The following is a 14,895-nucleotide window of genomic DNA, read 5'->3' on the forward strand; positions in this document are numbered from 1 at the left end:
ACCGGGTGAGGGGAAGCGCCTCGCGCCGCTCCCGGTCAGCTGCGCCAGGTGTGCCACAGCCGGGCGTACTCGCCTCCGGTCTCGATCAGTTCGTCGTGCGAGCCCAGTTCGGCGATCCGGCCGTCGATCACCACGGCGATCCGGTCGGCGTCGTGGGCGGTGTGCAGCCGGTGCGCGATGGCGACCACGGTCCGTCCGGACAGCAGGGCCGCCATCGACCCCTCCAGGTGCCGCGCGGTGCGCGGGTCGATCAGCGAGGTGGCCTCGTCGAGCACCAGGGTGTGCGGGTCCGCGACCACCAGTCGGGCCAGCGCCACCTGCTGCGCCTGCGCCGGGGTCAGCTCGGTGCGTCCGTGACCCAGCATGGTGTCCAACCCGCGGGGCAGCCGCTCCACCCAATCCAGCGCGTCCACCGCGCTCAACGCCGCCAGCACCGCGGCGTCCCCCTGCTCGGGCGACAGCTGCTCGTCGCGGGCCAGCACGATGTTGTCGCGCACCGTGCCGACGAACACGTGGTGCTCCTGGGTGACCAGTGCCACCTCGGTGCGCAGCGACTGCAGCGGCAACTGCATCAACTCGACCCCGCCGACCCGCACCGAGCCGGTGCGGGGGCCGTTGATGCCGGCCAGCAGCCGGCCCAGCGTCGACTTGCCCGAGCCGGACGGCCCGACGATCGCCAGCCGCTCGCCGATCCGCAGGTCCAGGTCGACTCCGTGCAGCACGTCGACGCCCTCGCGGTAGGCGAAGCGCAGGTCACGGCCGACCAGATGGTTGTCGACCGGACGCCGATCGCCAGGCGTCCGGTCCTGCGGCACCTCGGCGATGCCGAGCAGGCGGGTGGTCGCGGCCAGCCCGATCTGCAACCGGTCGGCGACCTGGATCAGCCTGTCGAGCGGCTCCACCAGCAACTGCACGTAGATCGCGGCCGCGGTGATCGCACCGATCGTCACCCAGCCGTTGGCGTAGCCCCAGGTGCCCAGCAGCACGACCGCCACCAGCGGCGTCTGGTAGGCGATGTCGAGGAAGATGAACATCAGGTTCCGCAGCGCCATCGTGTACCGCTCGGCGTTGTTCGACACCTCGATGTCGTCGTCCCCGATCCGGACCCGACGCTCTGCCAGGCCCAGCGCCTCCACCGTCCGGGCCCCCTCGACGGTCTCGGTCATCGTCGAGTTGATCTGCGAATAGCTGCCCGACTCGGTGATGTAGCCGGGCATGGCGCGACGCAGGTACGACCGGGTGACCAGCACCAGCACCAGCATGGACGCCGCCAGCGGCAGCGCCAGGAACCACGAGTTGAGCACCATCGCCACCACGGTCAGCACCGTGACCACCAGCGACATCACCAGTTGCGGGAAGGCCCAGCGCACCGACTCGCTCATCTTCGACACGTCGGAGGTGATCCGGGTGAGCAGGTCACCCGAACTGGCCGACTCGACCCGGCCCAGCGGCAGGCGCAGCACCGTCCGCACGATCTCCTCGCGGGCGGCGGCCAGCATGTCGTAGCCGAACACGGCCGAGACCCGGCGGGCGGCGAAGGTCAGCACCGACTGCAGCACCACCACCCCGGCGACGCCCATGATGATCGCGTCGACGGCGGCCAGCGGAGTGGTCCCGGCCGCCACGTCATCGACCAGGTCGCCCAGCATCCGCGGCACCACCAGTCCGGCCGTGGCGGCCAGCACGTTGAACCCGATCACGGCGGCCAGCAGGCCCTTGCGGGTGGCCAGCAGGCCACGCACGAACTCCAGCGCCCGGCTGTTGTGGGCCACCGGCAGCCCGCGCTCGGGATTGCGCGAGGCCGCGAAGAACTCCTGGGCGCGGCGCTGCCGGATGCGGAAGCGGGTGGCCAGTCCGCGCAGCTGCCCGACCGGGTCGGCGAGCATCGCGATCGGACCGCGCCGGGACGGGGTGGCCAGCTCGGGCGGCAACCGGAACGCGTTGGGCTCGTCCGACCAGGTGGAGGCCGACGCCGACAACACGTCAGTGGACATCGCTCTCCTCCATTCCTCGGTTGACCACGGCCCGGTACTGGGGCCGCTCAGCGATCAGTTCGTTGTGGGCGCCGGTGGCGACCTGGCGTCCGTCGGCCAGGAAGACGACCCTGTCGGCCCGATGCACCAGCAGCGGGGAGGCAGTCATCACCACCGTGGTGCGGCCCCGCCGGTGCTCGACCAGCCTTCCGGCGATCGCCTCTTCGGTGTGGGCGTCCACGGCCGAGGTCGGCTCGACCAGGATCAGCACCTGCGGGTCGGCCAGCAGCGCCCTGGCCAGCACCACCCGCTGCCGCTGACCGCCCGACAGCCCGCGTCCCTTCTCGTCGATCCGGGACGCCCACCCGTGCGGCAGGCCGGCGAACACGTCCTCGGCGGCGGCGGTGCGCAGCGCGTCCTCGGCCTGCTCGCGACTGTGGCTGCCGAGCGGGTCGACCGCCTGCTGGAAGGTGCCGGCGAACAGCTGGCTGCCGGCGTCGCAGACCAGCACCCGTTCCCGCAGCGAGGCGAGCCGGTAGTGCTGGTAGTCCAGGCCGTCTGCGGTGACGCCCCACGGCCGGGTGGCCACCTCGGCGTCCTCGGCGGCCCGCTCCGAACGCCGCCGCTCCACCTCGGCGCGCGCTCGCCGGGCCGCCCGGCCGCGCGCCTCCTCGTCGTCGGACGAGTCGGGGTGCGTCACCGTCGGCAGGTAGCGGCCCAGCCGGTCGGCCAACGCTGCGGACTCGTCCGGGTCGGCGCCCACCACCACCACGAACTCGCCTGGCCGGATCGTCACGTCCGAGGCGAGGTCGTGCAGGGTCGGCCGCTGCGACAGTTCCAGCGACCCGTCGCGCCACGGCAGTTCGGCGCCGAGCAGGGCGATCGTGCGCCGCGCCGAGACCAGGCCCTGCACCCACTTCTGGGCCACCTCGAACAACGTCTGCAGCGGCCACACCATGAAGATCGCGTAGCCGACGAAGCTGATCAGCTGGCCCAGGCTGAGCCGGCCCGCCATCATCTCGTGTGAACCGAGCCAGACCAGGATCACCAGCAGCAGGCCGGACAGCAGCACCGACAGGGTCTCGACCACGGCGCGCCAGGTGCCGGTGATCACCCCGAGCCGCCGGACCCGCTGCGACTGGCCGGCGTAGTTGTCGCCGAACGTCTTCTCGCCGCCGATGCCACGCAGAATGCGCAGCCCGGCCACGATGTCGGCCGCCATCGAGGTGAGTTCGCCGTTCTGCGCCCGTTCGGCGGTCTGCGCGGTGTTCAACGGACGCAGCACCGGTGCGGACGCCCCCACCAGCAGCGGCGCAGCGACCAGCACGACCAGGCCGAGCATCGGCGAGGTGCCTATCATCAGGCCGCTGACCAGCAGGAACGCCCCGAAGGCACCGAGTCCTCGGGCCACCACCTCGAAGGTGGAACCGAAGATGTCGCTGTCCGAGGAGGAGATGCTGAGCACCTCGCCGGTCGGCAGTCTGCGGTTCAGCACGTGGCCGAGCTGCGCCGACTTGCGCGCGGCGAGCTTCTGGGTGCCGTACAGGGAGATCAGCCAGCCGCGGACGGCGAGCGTGTGCTGCAGGATGCCGCTGGCCGCACCCACCACGATGACCGCGAACAGCAGTCCCGCCCAGGTCAGGGTGGCCCCCCAGTCGCCGAGCAGAATGCCGGAGTCGATGGCCCGTCCCAGCAGGAACGGGCTGAGCGCCCCGGGTAGGAACCACGCCACGCTGGACAGGGCCAGCAACGCGAGCACGTCGAACTGCACCCGCAGCGTCCACAGCAGAAAACGTGCCGGGCTGCGCGTGTCAGGTCGAGCGGTTTCGGCGCGCGTGTAGGCGTCGATCCGCGGGGGGAAATCGTGCATAGCCGGGCAACGTTACGCCGAACCGGCGAGTCTGTCGATTCGCTGTGCGGACGACCCGGCGGGTCCGCAGCGCTGTCGCCGACCCCGCACGGCATCATGGACGAAGGCAACGAGGAAGAGGCCCGCGATGACCCAGGTGGTTCCGATCCTTCGAGTGAGCGACGTCGACGCGTCCCTGGCCTGGTGGCAGCGTGTCGGCTTCCGCCACGACTTCACCCACCGGTACGGCGGCGGCACCACGCACCGCTTCATGGGCATTCGCCGCGACGGTGCCGACATCTTCCTCAGCGAGAACGTCGCGGACGCCGACGGCCCCGCCCTGGTCTTCGTCTGGGTTCCCGACGTGGACGCCGTGGCGGCCGAGTTCGGGGTCGAGATCGAGCAGCACCCGTGGGCCCGCGATTTCGAGGTCACCGACCCCGACGGCAACCGCGTCCGCGTCGGCACCAAGGAGGTCGGCCAGTCGGCCTGACCACCCTCAGCGCAGGAACAGCGCGCGCAGCCGGATCGTGCAGAACGCGACCCCCGCCACCGACATCACCAGGAAGTACCCCAGGTGCACGGCCGTCATCGCGCCGAACGCCCCGATCGACAGCTGCCGCATCAACTCCACGCCGTGCCACAGCGGCATCGCCTGGATGAACCACTGCACGGCTTGCGGGTAGATGTCGATCGGGAACAGGGTGGCGCTGAACATGAACATCGGCAGCAGCACTATGTTGATCAGCTCCATCTGCTGGAAGGTCGAGAACCAACTCGTCACAGCCATGCCGACCGCCGCGAACCCGAGCGCGATCAGTAGGGCCACCGGCACCATCGCCAACGCCCACCACGACGTGACCACGCCCAGCGCGGTCATCACGCCGAGGAACCCGCAGGCGTACAGGAACCCCCGGAACAGCGCCATCGCGATCTCGCCGGCCGCCACGTCGAGCGGGCCCAGCGAGGTCGACAGCATCGCCTCGTAGATGCGGGCGAACTTCATCTTGAAGAACACGTTCCACGTCGAGTCGTAGATGGCGCCGTTCATCGCCGAGGTGGCGAGCAGCGCCGGCGCGATGAACGACAGGTAACTCATTGGACGCCCGTCCGGTCCGGTCACCTCACCGACCAGACCGCCCAGCCCGAATCCCATTGCCAGTAGGTAGAAGACCGGCTCGAAGAAGCCCGAAACCAGGATCACCCAGTTCTGGTTGCCGATCACCTTGAACCCACGCTCGAGGACGGCCCGAACGTTGCCCGCGTACAGGCCCGCCATGGCGCTCATCGGGTCAGCCTGCGGGTGAAGACACGGGTGGCAAGCCAGGTGCCGCCGACCAGCAGCACGAGCAGGACCAGCACGTGCAGGGCCGTCAGCCAGGGCGGGTTGGGCATGCCGTAGCCGACGACCCGGGCGAGCTGGGTGCCGTGCCACATCGGCGAGACCCAGCCGATCCACTGCAGGTAGGGCGGCATCGCGGCCAGCGGGAAGAAGGTGCCTGCGAACAGGAACATCGGCATGACCACGAACCGCTGGATGAATGAGAACTGGAAGCCCTCGTCGTTCTGGGTGGCGGCGAACGCCAGCAGCGGGGCGCCGAAGGCCAGCGCCGCCAGCGGCGCGATCACGATCATCAGCCACGAGGACGGCGCGGTGATGGCCCCGTACAGCAACAGGAAGCCCCAGAACACCGCGGACTCGACGACGAAGCGCAGCCCTACGGCGACGACCTCACCGAGTGCCACCTGGCTGGGCGAGAGCGGGCTGGCGGACGCCGCGAAGTAGTGCTTCTGCCACTTGAAGCCGCTCATCACCGGGAAGGTGAACTCGCCGCTGGCCTCCATCACGATGCACGAGACCAGCAGCCCCGGCCCGACGAAGACCAGGTAGCTCACCCCGTCGACTCCGCCGGCGCCCGAGTCGACGAGGGCGCCCAGCCCCAGCCCCATCGACGATAGATAGAGCAGGGGCAGCCCGATCGCCCGCAGCGCGATCGTCTGCAGGTAGGCGCGCATCGACGCCAACCGGTACTCGGCGTACAGCCACCACCCCCAGCGCCGGGCGCGCCGGGCCTGTGCGGAGGCGGGCACGCCTCCGCCCGAGTAGGCGAGGCGGTTGGAGTCCGCGACGGCGAGGGCCGGACGGGTGTCTTCAGTCAATGAGGGACCTGCCCGTCAATCGCAGGAACACGTCCTCGAGCGAGGACCGCCGCACGAGCGAGGTGAGCGGCTGCAGCCCGAGCGAGGTGACCCGGTCGAGCGTGGCCTCGCCGTCGGCGGCGTAGAGCAGAATGCGGTCGGGCAGCACCTCGAGCCGCTCGGCGATGCCGTCGAGCTGCTCGACGACCGCCGCGTTGCGCTCGGAGCCGAACCGTACCTCGAGCACCTCCCGCGTCGAGTACTGCCGGATCAGCTGCGCCGGTGATCCCTCGGCGACGATCCGACCGTGATCCATCACGACGAGCCGGTCGCACAGCTGCTCGGCCTCGTCCATGAAATGGGTGGTGACGACCAGGGTCACCCCCTCTTCCTTCAGCCGGAACAGCCGATCCCACAGGATGTGCCTGGCCTGCGGGTCGAGGCCGGTGGTGGGCTCGTCGAGCAGCAGGATGCGCGGCTCGTTGATCAGCCCGCGAGCGATGGTGAGCCGCCGCTTCATGCCGCCGGACAGGTTGTCGACCTTGTCGTTGGCCTTTTCGGTGAGCTGGGCGAACTCGAGCAGGGCGTCCGCTCGCTGCTCAAGATGGCTGCGCGGCAGCCCGAAGTAGCGACCGTAGGTGATCAGGTTGTCGCGGCAGCGCAGTTCGGAGTCGAGGTTGTCCTGCTGCGGGATGACGCCCAGGTTGGCCCGCACCTCGGGGCCGTGGGTCTCGGGATCGAGGCCGAGCACGGTGAGTGTGCCGGCGCTGCGCAGCGACGTGCCCCCGATCATTCTCATCGTGGTCGACTTGCCGGCCCCGTTGGGGCCGAGCAAGCCGAACGACTCGCCCCCGGCGACCTCGAAGTCGATGCCGTCGACGGCGTTCAGGTCGCCGTAGGACTTGACCAATCCGCGGGCTTCGATCACAGGCACGGCGTCGAACCTAGCAACCGCCACCGACAGGAAAAAACCGCGGGCTCATCGGTCCATGACCCCGTGTGCCCACGTGTTTCGAGGACAGCCGGGACGCCGGCCATACCCGGACGCTCGAGGTGCGCCACCCGCAGGGTCGGCGCCGACTCCTCGGTGACGTCCGCCGGCTCATCCTTGGCGCCGGTGACTCGGACGCTTATCCGCTTGCCGTGCTCGGCCGCGGTCACGGCCAGCTCCGGCCCGGTCGCCGCTTCCAGGTTCGACACCATCGGCCAGCCACTGGTAGCCGAACGCGGCGCCCTCCTCCCACGCTCCCGGCTCGACGGCGAGGGAGCCACCAACGACCGGCTCCCCGACGATGACCGGGGTCGCAGACTGCACCGGGGACGGATCGGCTTCGCCGCCCCCGTCCTCGACCGGCAGCCGCCGAATACCGGTCGCCGGAATCGCCGTCCCAGCAGGCGGGCCCGTGCGCGCGTCCAGGCTCAGCGCAGGTCGTTCTCCGGCGGCTGCTGCCTCGACTCGATCGCCGTACGCTCGGCGCGCTTGGGTCCCCCGTTCGCCATCAGGCCCATGATCATCGGGATCGCGGTGCCCAGCATCGGCCACATCGGCCAGTAGTAGATGAGCCGTCCCGAGGTCAGGCAGGTCATCAGCCAGATCGCGTTGAGCATCAACGCCAGGCCCAGCCACCAGCGCGGGAACATCCCCCAGATGACTTCTCCGGCCTTCTGCTGCCGCGCCACGGACGCCGCCGCGGCCTGCGCCTTCGGGTCGGGAGTCACGTCGCCGAGGATGGGTAGCAGCTCGCCCAGCGTCTTGGACTTCATCACCTGGCCGAGCCGCTGGTCGTACTCGTAGGAATCCAGCCGACCCTCGGCCAGTGCCGCGGACAGCATCGTCGCGGCGTTGCCGCGGTCGGCGTCCGAGGCCCGCAGGCTCTGGAACTTGGTCTTGCGCGGGTCGGCGGAGAAGCCGTCCCAGCCCTGACCGCCACGCTCGGGCGGCATCGGCAGGTTCTGCCACTGCTGCTCTGACATGCACTTCCTTCCTGGGGCGTCGGTCACCATTCTGCCCGAGGCCGGCGCAGTCGTCGTCTGCCCGGCTCAGCCGCCGGCACGGTGGTAGCGCAGGGAGTTGGGCCGGACTTCGGCCTCGTCGCCGATCCGCAGGCCGGCGGCGATCCGCCCGTCGTCGCGCAGCGCCTCGAGCCGGGGCAGCATCCGGTCACGGATCGCCCACGGGTCGAGGGTGTTGAGGTAGATCTTGGTGGCTCCCTCGAAGCCGGCCAGGGTCGAGATCCGCCACTTCAGCACCACCCGCCACGGCATGGCCACGTCGACGTCGAGCGGCCGGTAGTGCCACTCCTCGTTGCACGGCACCTCCACCCCGGTGGCGGCGTGCATGGCGTGCAGCAGGTCGGACATGCCCTGCACCTCCTCGGGCGACTGCTCCCACGGGTCGCATTCGGCGCTCTTGGAGTAGATCTCCAGCGACGGGAACCGGTGCCCGAAGCCGGCGAAGGCGATCGCGTGGTCGTTCTCGGCCAGCACCAGGTTGCGGTAGCCGGCGTAGTTGACGGCGTCCTCGTTGAACACGTTCGGGTTCGCCCGCAGCATCGCCACCGCCCGCTCGGCCTGGACGCCGCGTTCGTCGATCGCCACCAGCTGTTTGTGCAGGTGGTCGAACGACGCCCCGGCCGGCCGCAGCCAGTTCTGGAACACCACCACATAGCGGGCGTAGCGGTTCAGGTTGAGCAGCGCCTGGATCGACTCGACGGTGAAGACGACCAGCGCGGCGTGCTCGTCGACCGACATCGTTCCGGCGCCCGCCAGTTGGGTGTTGTCCACCGCACCGTCTACGAAGTGTCGGCGGCTGATGATGACGTCATGCCCGCCGCCGAAGAAGCCGGACGCGAAGGCCACCTGCTCGGCCTCGGTCATGGCGTCCACCTGATCGGGTGTACGGCCGCCCGCCAGCAGTTTCGTGCGGGCCACCCCCAACACATGCGCCCGGCCCGCCGGTGAGGCCAGGTAGGCGGCCTTCCGGGCCGCCACCCGCGGAGGCAGCGTGTAGCCGTAGTTGGCGTGCCAGTAGTCGTAGCTGAGGATCTCGAACAGGTTCGGCACCCGCCGGAACTCGGCGGTGGTCTTGAACAACTGCTCGGCGGTGGTGCCGTACTGCGTCTGCCACCCCCCGTCCGGACGCCGCCACACCCGGGCCTTCTCGGGTGGCGTCTCGAGGTAGCGCTGTTCGCAGAACGGGCAGTGGCGGCCGTGCGCCTCCGGGTCGAGTGGCAACGGCTCGGGCAGCGAACCGCCCAGCGGCCTGTTGCCGCGTCCGGCGACCGTCCAGACCTCGGTGCCGGAGAACGGGTTGAGTTGCTTGACGGTGCCGTCCACCATCACGGACAACCACTCCGGCTTCCGGTGGAACGCCTGCATGGGTAGTGCTCCCCTGGATCATGTAGTGAGGGTCAGGTTATCGTCGCTGCTAGTTCGGCCAGGGACTGACTCGCGCAAATGGGCAGGCCGGCAGCGGATTCCCCTCGACAGGTTCTCACCAGGGACGGTTCGGCGGGTTTTCCGGGGGAGTTGCAACCGAATCGTGATTGTCCGCGTCCAACCCCGATGAGGACCAGTCACGGAAGTGAGTACGACATGCTGCATAGCACCAGCGCCCAGCGCGCCGCCTGCATCGAGGATCCGGCGCTGTTCCAGCACGAACTGCTGGAGGAGCCGGCCAGGGCCCGCGGGGACGCCGCGCGCCAGCGTCAGGCCGCACTGCTGCAGGCCAGGGCCGCGAACGCGTGCGCCCAGTGCCCGTTGTTCGAGTCCTGCCTCTACGACGCCGTGGTCAAGCACGACGTCGCCGGTTTCGTGGCGGGCACCACCGAAACCCAGCGCGGGCAGCTCCGCGCCACTCTCGGCGTCCGCGTCGAGCCCGAGGATCTGGACAGCCTCGCCGGCGTCGTACGCGGGTCGCACCAGCTCAACCACGAAGAGGTCGTCCGGCTGCGCCAGGCGAACCCGCACGAAAGCCTCGAGGTGCTCGCGATGCGCCTGGGGTGCTCGCTGTCCACCGTGAAGCGGCACATGCGGCGCGCCCGCAACGCACCGGCCGAGAACAAGCTGGCGGTCGTGCGACCCAGCATGCAGCGGGTGCTGGACGCCTTCGCGGCCCTGTTGGGCCGCACCCGGACGCGCGAGCGCCGGGTCGCCTGAGACACCCCACTGGTGCGCCCCCTCGGGGGCGCACCAGTTGCGTGCGGCTACTCGGGGACCGCCGCCTCGACCACCAGCGACTCGGCCGGGTCACCGGGTGTCGTGCCACTGGGCCGAACAGATCGGCGCCGATGTAGGTGAGGTACTGCTGCAGCAGCGGCTTGTCGAAGCCGTACTGCTCGTTGATCCTGGCGATCGCGTCGGGTGTCGCCTTCTCGCCCAGCAGCGCCCGGGCCGGGTCCCCCGGCAAGGCGCGCAGCCACAGGAAGAGCAGCACGCTGAGTCCGAACAGCACCGGCACCATCAACAGGATGCGGCGAGCAGGCCCTCGAACTGCTGCCGAGCGACCCGGAAGGTCTCGCCGTCGCTGGCCATCGCCGGGTCGAGCATGACCGGATCGGAGGAGGCCGCGAAGACGAACGTGTCCTTGGTGTCGCCGCCGGCCTCACCGGAGGCGCCGGGGCTACTGTTCCGCTGGCTCTGCACACAGCCGCCGAACCCGGCGAGCAGGGTGACCGCCGCCGCAACAGCCACGCCGCGGCGTAGGGTGTTCAGCTTTGTCACGTTGTGATTCCCATCCCTGAGGGCAGCGGGTTGCCGCCTGTTCCCGGGGCTAGCGGTCGATCACGTAAGCGCGACTGGATGTCGATGAAGTGTTCCCAAGCTGTTATAGCCGTCAGAACCAGCGGCGCAGTTCCTCGGCCGTTCCCCCGTCGAGAAACGGCCCGGTGACGTGGTCGGCCGCGGCCCTCACCACCTCCGGGGCCTCGCCCAGCGCCACTCCACGTCCCGCCCAGCGCAGCATCTCGATGTCGTTGCGGCCATCGCCCAGGGCGAGCACGTCGGCGGGGTCCACCCCGAGGTCCCTGCACACTCCGGCCAGGCCGTAGGACTTGTCGACCCCCTCGGGGGCGATGTCCAGCCAGGCCGTGTACCCGATGAAGTAACTGACCCCCTGCAGCCCGAGCCGGTGCGCCAGCCGCAGGAAGTCGTCCTCGGAGGCGTTTGGGTCGCGCACGACGACGCGGGTCACCGGTTCGGCGACCAGTTCGCCCAACTCGACCTGGACCAGCTCACCGGTCAGCTCGCCCTCGGGGAACGGCCGGTTGACCTTGAACCCCTCACCGATCACCTCGATCGCCACCATCGCCTCGGGATGCTCGGCCAGCACCCGGTCGACCACGTCGGCGGGATCGAAGGTGACCCGCTCGAGCAGTTCCAGCGGCGGGTAGCTGACTCGCACCGCCCCGTTGGACGAGACGTGCTGGCCGGGCGGCAGGTCGAGCAGGTCGGCCAGCGGCTTGGTGCCGGTCCAGCCCCGTCCGGTGCTCAGCACCACCGGGACGCCGGCGGCCACCACGCCGGCCACGGCGGCCCGGACGGCGTCCGGCACCGTGCCGTCACCGCCCATCAGGGTGCCGTCGATGTCGAGGGCGACCAGCCGGGGCCGCCATCCGGAGTTCGTGTACACCATTGCCCGTTCAGGCTTTCAGCCGACGCCGCCGACGGCAAACCTGGCGTCCACACCGTCGCCCCCGTCCGCCTTCGGCGTTGAAGTGGGGCCGGGCGGCGAAGCATGCTGGAGGGCGGCAACGACGCCACGAAAAGTCCCCTTCATGCTGCTGCTGACCGCCGCCGGGCTGGTGTTCGTCTGCTGGGAGGGCTGGCATCAACGGCTCAGCTACCTGTGGGCGCACGTGGCCGCGTGCTAGTTGTGCCGGCTGCAGGCGCGGTTCACCGCGCCGCTGGATCAGCCGACCGGAGTCAGGAACTCGCGACCGCCCAGGTAGGGCCGCAGCGCCTCGGGGATGCGCACCGACCCGTCCGGCTGCTGATGGTTCTCCAGAATGGTGATGATCGTCCGGGTCATCGCGCACAGCGTGCCGTTGAGGGTTGCGACCGGCTCGGTGCCGGCGTCGGTACGCATCCGGACGTTCAGCCGGCGGGCCTGGAAGGTGGTGCAGTTCGAGGTCGAGGTGATCTCGCGGTACCGGCCCTGGGTGGGGATCCAGCCGTAGCAGTCGTACTTGCGCGCCGCGCTGAGCCCCAGGTCGCCGGAGGCCACCTCGAGCACCTGGAACGGGATCTCCAGCGCGCTGATGAACTCCTTCTCGAAGCCCAGCAGCTTGCGGTGCAACTCGTCCGCCTCGTCCGGACGGCAGTAGACGAACATCTCGACCTTGTCGAACCAGTGCACCCGGAAGATGCCGCGGGTGTCCTTGCCGTAGCTGCCCGCCTCGCGCCGGTAGCAGGGTGAATAGCCGGCGTAGAGCCGGGGCAGGGTCGCGGCGTCCAGGATCTCGTCGCTGTGGTAGGCCGCGAGCGCCACCTCGGAGGTGCCGACCAGGTACAGGTCGTCGGCCGGCAGGTGGTAGACGTCCTGGGCAGCCTGGCCGAGGAAACCGGTGCCCTCCATCGCCGACGGCTTGACCAGCGCCGGCGGCAGGATCGGCGTGAACCCCCACTCGGTGGCCTTCGCCATGGCCAGGTTGACCAGCGCCAGCTCCAACAGCGCGCCCTGGCCGGTGAGGAAGTAGAACCGGGCGCCCGACACCTTCGCGCCGCGCGGCATGTCGATCGCACCCAGCAGCTCACCGAGCTCGAGGTGGTCGCGCGGTTCGAAGCCCTCGGCGGCGAAGTCGCGCGGGGTGCCGTGGCTGGAGACGATCGTGAAGTCGTCCTCGCCGCCGCGCGGGACGTCGTCGAAGACCGGGTTGGGCAGCGCCAGCATCAGTTCGTCGAAGGCCTGGCCGGCCTCGGCCGCCGCCGCCTCTGCCGCCTTCACCTGGCCGGCCAGCTCGCGGGTGCGGGTGATCAGGGCGGCCTTGTCGTCGCCCTTCGCCTTCGCCACCTCCTTGCCGAGCGTCTTCTGCTCGGCCCGCAGCCCCTCGAACGCGGCGATGGACGAGCGGCGCGCCTCGTCCGCCTCGACCAGCCGATCCACCAGCTCGGCGGACTCGCCGCGCGCCTCCTGCGCGGCACGGAGACGGTCGGCTTCGGTACGCAGCAACTTCAGGTCGATCACCGGTTCAGCCTATCGGCCCCGGCTGCCCCGTCCTGACCGGGGTTGGCGTCGGTGCGAGCCCATCCACAGATCCTCGACTTCTGCACCACCGTCACGGGGTCGCTGCTCTCCACCCCTTCGGTTGATTTTCCTGGACGATCCGACGCTGCCCTGACGAAACGCCCTCGTCCTGGGTGCCACAATGACGCATGCGGAGTAGGCGGCTCGGAGTCGGACCCCTTGCCACGGTCACTTTCGGCGTGGGTTTCGGGGTGTGGACGGCGCTGCTGTACGGCGGCGCGCTGACCGGCCTGGACGCCGTCGTGGCGCCGCTGCCGCACTGGCAGAACCCGGTCGTCCAGGTCGCCGCCGCGCTGGCCATCGTGTTCCACCCGTTCGTGCTGTACGCCGGCCTGCTCGGGGTGGCGGTCTGGGCCTACCGGCGCCGGCTGCGCAACCTCACCGTCGGCGTCGTGCTGGCCGTCGGCCTGGGCTGGGGCGGCTACGAACTGGTCAAGTTCCTGGTGCAGCGGCCGCGGCCCACTGACACGCTCAGCGACCTGATCACCAGCAGCGGCTGGTCGTACCCGTCGGGACACATGGTGGCGACGATCACCGCCGCCCTGGTGGTCGTGTCGGTCACCACCACGACCCGGCAGCCGCGTGGCGTCATCGAGTTCCTGCGCTACCTGGGGGTCGCCCTGGTGCTGCTGGTGGCGCTCGACCGCTGGCTGCTGCACGCACACTTCCTCAGCGACATCGTCGGCGGCTTCATGCTGGGCGGCTTCACCGCCAGCCTGGCGCTCACCATCACCCGCGTCCACATGCAGCCCGCGCGGCCCACCAAAGCCGCGGCAGCGGCGTCCGACAAGCCCAAACGGTGCGCGATCGTGGTCAATCCGACCAAGATCCCCGACTGGGCGGCGTTCCGCCGGCACGTCGAGTTCGCCTGTTCGGAGAGCGGCTGGACGCCCATGTTCCTGGAGACCAGCGTCGACGACCCCGGCCGCAGCATGACGCGCTCCGCGGTCGAGGCCGGCGTCGATCTGGTGATGGTGGCCGGCGGCGACGGCACCGTGCGGGTGGTGTGCTCGGAGCTGTCCGGCACGGGCGTCCCGGTGGGGCTGCTGCCCTCGGGCACCGGCAACCTGCTGGCCCGCAACCTGGGCGTGCCGCTGGACGAGTCCGAGGCGCTGGACGTCGTGCTGCACGGCCGGGTGGACAGCATCGACCTGGTCGAGCTCACCATCGACGACGCCGACCACCCCGAGCACATCGCGGTCATGGCGGGCATGGGCCTGGACGCCCGGATCATGAGCGGCACCGACGACGGCCTGAAGAAGATCATCGGCCCGGCCGCCTACGTGGTGGCCGCCGGGGACGCCGCGAACCTGCCCTCGTTCGACGTGACGGTGAGCCTGGACGGCGCCGAGCCGATGGAACGGCATGCCGGGCTGGTGATGGTCGGCAACGTCGGCTCGCTGCAGGGCAACCTGCAACTGCTGCCGGACGCCCGCTTCGACGACGGGAAGCTCGACCTGTTCGTGGCGTCGCCGGCCAGCGTCGCCGACTGGCTGCGGATCACCACCAGCGTCCTGCTGCCGGGTAAGGAGGCGTCCGAGATCGACCGCGGCCAGGGCTCCGAGGTGCTGATCGAGACCTCCGAGCCGGTCGAGTACCAGCTCGACGGGGACGCCGCCGGCGAGTGCCGCAAGCTGCACGCCCGGATCGTGCCGAAGACCCTGAACGTGATGGTGCCCGAGAAGCGCTGA

General features: G+C 70.2%; 14 protein-coding genes and 1 pseudogene. 3 read left to right on the top strand and 12 right to left on the bottom strand.

The window, feature by feature from the left end; all coding sequences use genetic code 11:
* Positions 1-35 precede the first annotated feature (35 nt).
* Together OIE40_RS14175 and OIE40_RS14180 are read right to left on the bottom strand one after the other, a co-directional pair.
* Positions 36-1,994 carry an ABC transporter ATP-binding protein gene (locus OIE40_RS14175; protein WP_264703255.1) on the bottom strand — a complete coding sequence of 653 codons (1,959 nt, stop codon included), beginning with the start codon at positions 1,992-1,994 and terminating at the stop codon, positions 36-38.
* On the bottom strand, positions 1,984-3,843 hold the full coding sequence (locus OIE40_RS14180) for an ABC transporter transmembrane domain-containing protein (RefSeq protein ID WP_264703256.1): 1,860 nt from the start codon (positions 3,841-3,843) through the stop codon (positions 1,984-1,986). Before OIE40_RS14180 ends, OIE40_RS14175 begins: the two co-directional genes overlap by 11 nt.
* A gap of 127 nt (positions 3,844-3,970) precedes the next feature.
* Between OIE40_RS14180 and OIE40_RS14185 the strand changes: the two genes are divergently transcribed.
* Positions 3,971-4,315 (top strand): glyoxalase superfamily protein, encoded by a 345-nt coding sequence (locus OIE40_RS14185; protein WP_264703258.1) that lies wholly within the window; start codon positions 3,971-3,973, stop codon positions 4,313-4,315.
* 6 nt (positions 4,316-4,321) lie between these two features.
* Here OIE40_RS14185 and OIE40_RS14190 read toward each other — a convergent pair whose 3' ends face one another.
* From OIE40_RS14190 to OIE40_RS14215, 6 genes are all read right to left on the bottom strand, one after another.
* On the bottom strand, positions 4,322-5,110 hold the full coding sequence (locus OIE40_RS14190; RefSeq protein ID WP_264703260.1) for an ABC transporter permease: 789 nt from the start codon (positions 5,108-5,110) through the stop codon (positions 4,322-4,324).
* Positions 5,107-5,982 (bottom strand): ABC transporter permease, encoded by an 876-nt coding sequence (locus OIE40_RS14195; protein WP_264703261.1) that lies wholly within the window; start codon positions 5,980-5,982, stop codon positions 5,107-5,109. The genes OIE40_RS14190 and OIE40_RS14195 overlap by 4 nt, the downstream gene beginning before the upstream one ends.
* Positions 5,975-6,895, bottom strand: a complete 921-nt coding sequence (locus OIE40_RS14200; protein ID WP_264703262.1) for an ABC transporter ATP-binding protein — start codon at positions 6,893-6,895, stop codon at positions 5,975-5,977. Before OIE40_RS14200 ends, OIE40_RS14195 begins: the two co-directional genes overlap by 8 nt.
* Positions 6,886-7,164, bottom strand: a complete 279-nt coding sequence (locus OIE40_RS14205; protein ID WP_264703263.1) for a hypothetical protein — start codon at positions 7,162-7,164, stop codon at positions 6,886-6,888. The genes OIE40_RS14200 and OIE40_RS14205 overlap by 10 nt, the downstream gene beginning before the upstream one ends.
* 216 nt (positions 7,165-7,380) lie before the next feature.
* Positions 7,381-7,935, bottom strand: a complete 555-nt coding sequence (locus OIE40_RS14210; protein WP_264703264.1) for a DUF1707 SHOCT-like domain-containing protein — start codon at positions 7,933-7,935, stop codon at positions 7,381-7,383.
* 66 nt (positions 7,936-8,001) lie between these two features.
* Entirely contained in the window at positions 8,002-9,339 is a 1,338-nt protein-coding gene (locus tag OIE40_RS14215) for a DUF4921 family protein (protein WP_264703266.1), read from the bottom strand.
* 216 nt (positions 9,340-9,555) lie between these two features.
* Between OIE40_RS14215 and OIE40_RS14220 the strand changes: the two genes are divergently transcribed.
* Positions 9,556-10,119: a WhiB family transcriptional regulator gene (locus OIE40_RS14220; RefSeq protein ID WP_264703268.1), complete on the top strand. Its 564-nt coding sequence runs from the start codon at positions 9,556-9,558 to the stop codon at positions 10,117-10,119.
* Between the two features lie 184 nt (positions 10,120-10,303).
* Here OIE40_RS14220 and OIE40_RS14225 read toward each other — a convergent pair.
* From OIE40_RS14225 to serS, 4 genes and pseudogenes are all read right to left on the bottom strand, one after another.
* A pseudogene (locus tag OIE40_RS14225) lies at positions 10,304-10,423 on the bottom strand (peptide ABC transporter permease); the annotation flags it as partial.
* Positions 10,423-10,683, bottom strand: coding sequence for a hypothetical protein (locus tag OIE40_RS14230; RefSeq protein ID WP_264703269.1), 261 nt, complete (start codon positions 10,681-10,683; stop codon positions 10,423-10,425). The pseudogene OIE40_RS14225 and the gene OIE40_RS14230, both read right to left, overlap by 1 nt.
* 112 nt (positions 10,684-10,795) lie before the next feature.
* Positions 10,796-11,560 carry an HAD family hydrolase gene (locus tag OIE40_RS14235; RefSeq protein ID WP_264703437.1) on the bottom strand — a complete coding sequence of 255 codons (765 nt, stop codon included), beginning with the start codon at positions 11,558-11,560 and terminating at the stop codon, positions 10,796-10,798.
* A gap of 309 nt (positions 11,561-11,869) precedes the next feature.
* Positions 11,870-13,144 carry a serine--tRNA ligase gene (serS, locus tag OIE40_RS14240; protein WP_264703270.1) on the bottom strand — a complete coding sequence of 425 codons (1,275 nt, stop codon included), beginning with the start codon at positions 13,142-13,144 and terminating at the stop codon, positions 11,870-11,872.
* Between the two features lie 239 nt (positions 13,145-13,383).
* Between serS and OIE40_RS14245 the strand changes: the two genes are divergently transcribed.
* Positions 13,384-14,895 carry a bifunctional phosphatase PAP2/diacylglycerol kinase family protein gene (locus OIE40_RS14245; RefSeq protein WP_264703271.1) on the top strand — a complete coding sequence of 504 codons (1,512 nt, stop codon included), beginning with the start codon at positions 13,384-13,386 and terminating at the stop codon, positions 14,893-14,895.

Source organism: Micropruina sonneratiae (genome assembly GCF_025972045.1).
Classification (GTDB): Bacteria; Actinomycetota; Actinomycetes; order Propionibacteriales; family Propionibacteriaceae; genus Micropruina; species Micropruina sonneratiae.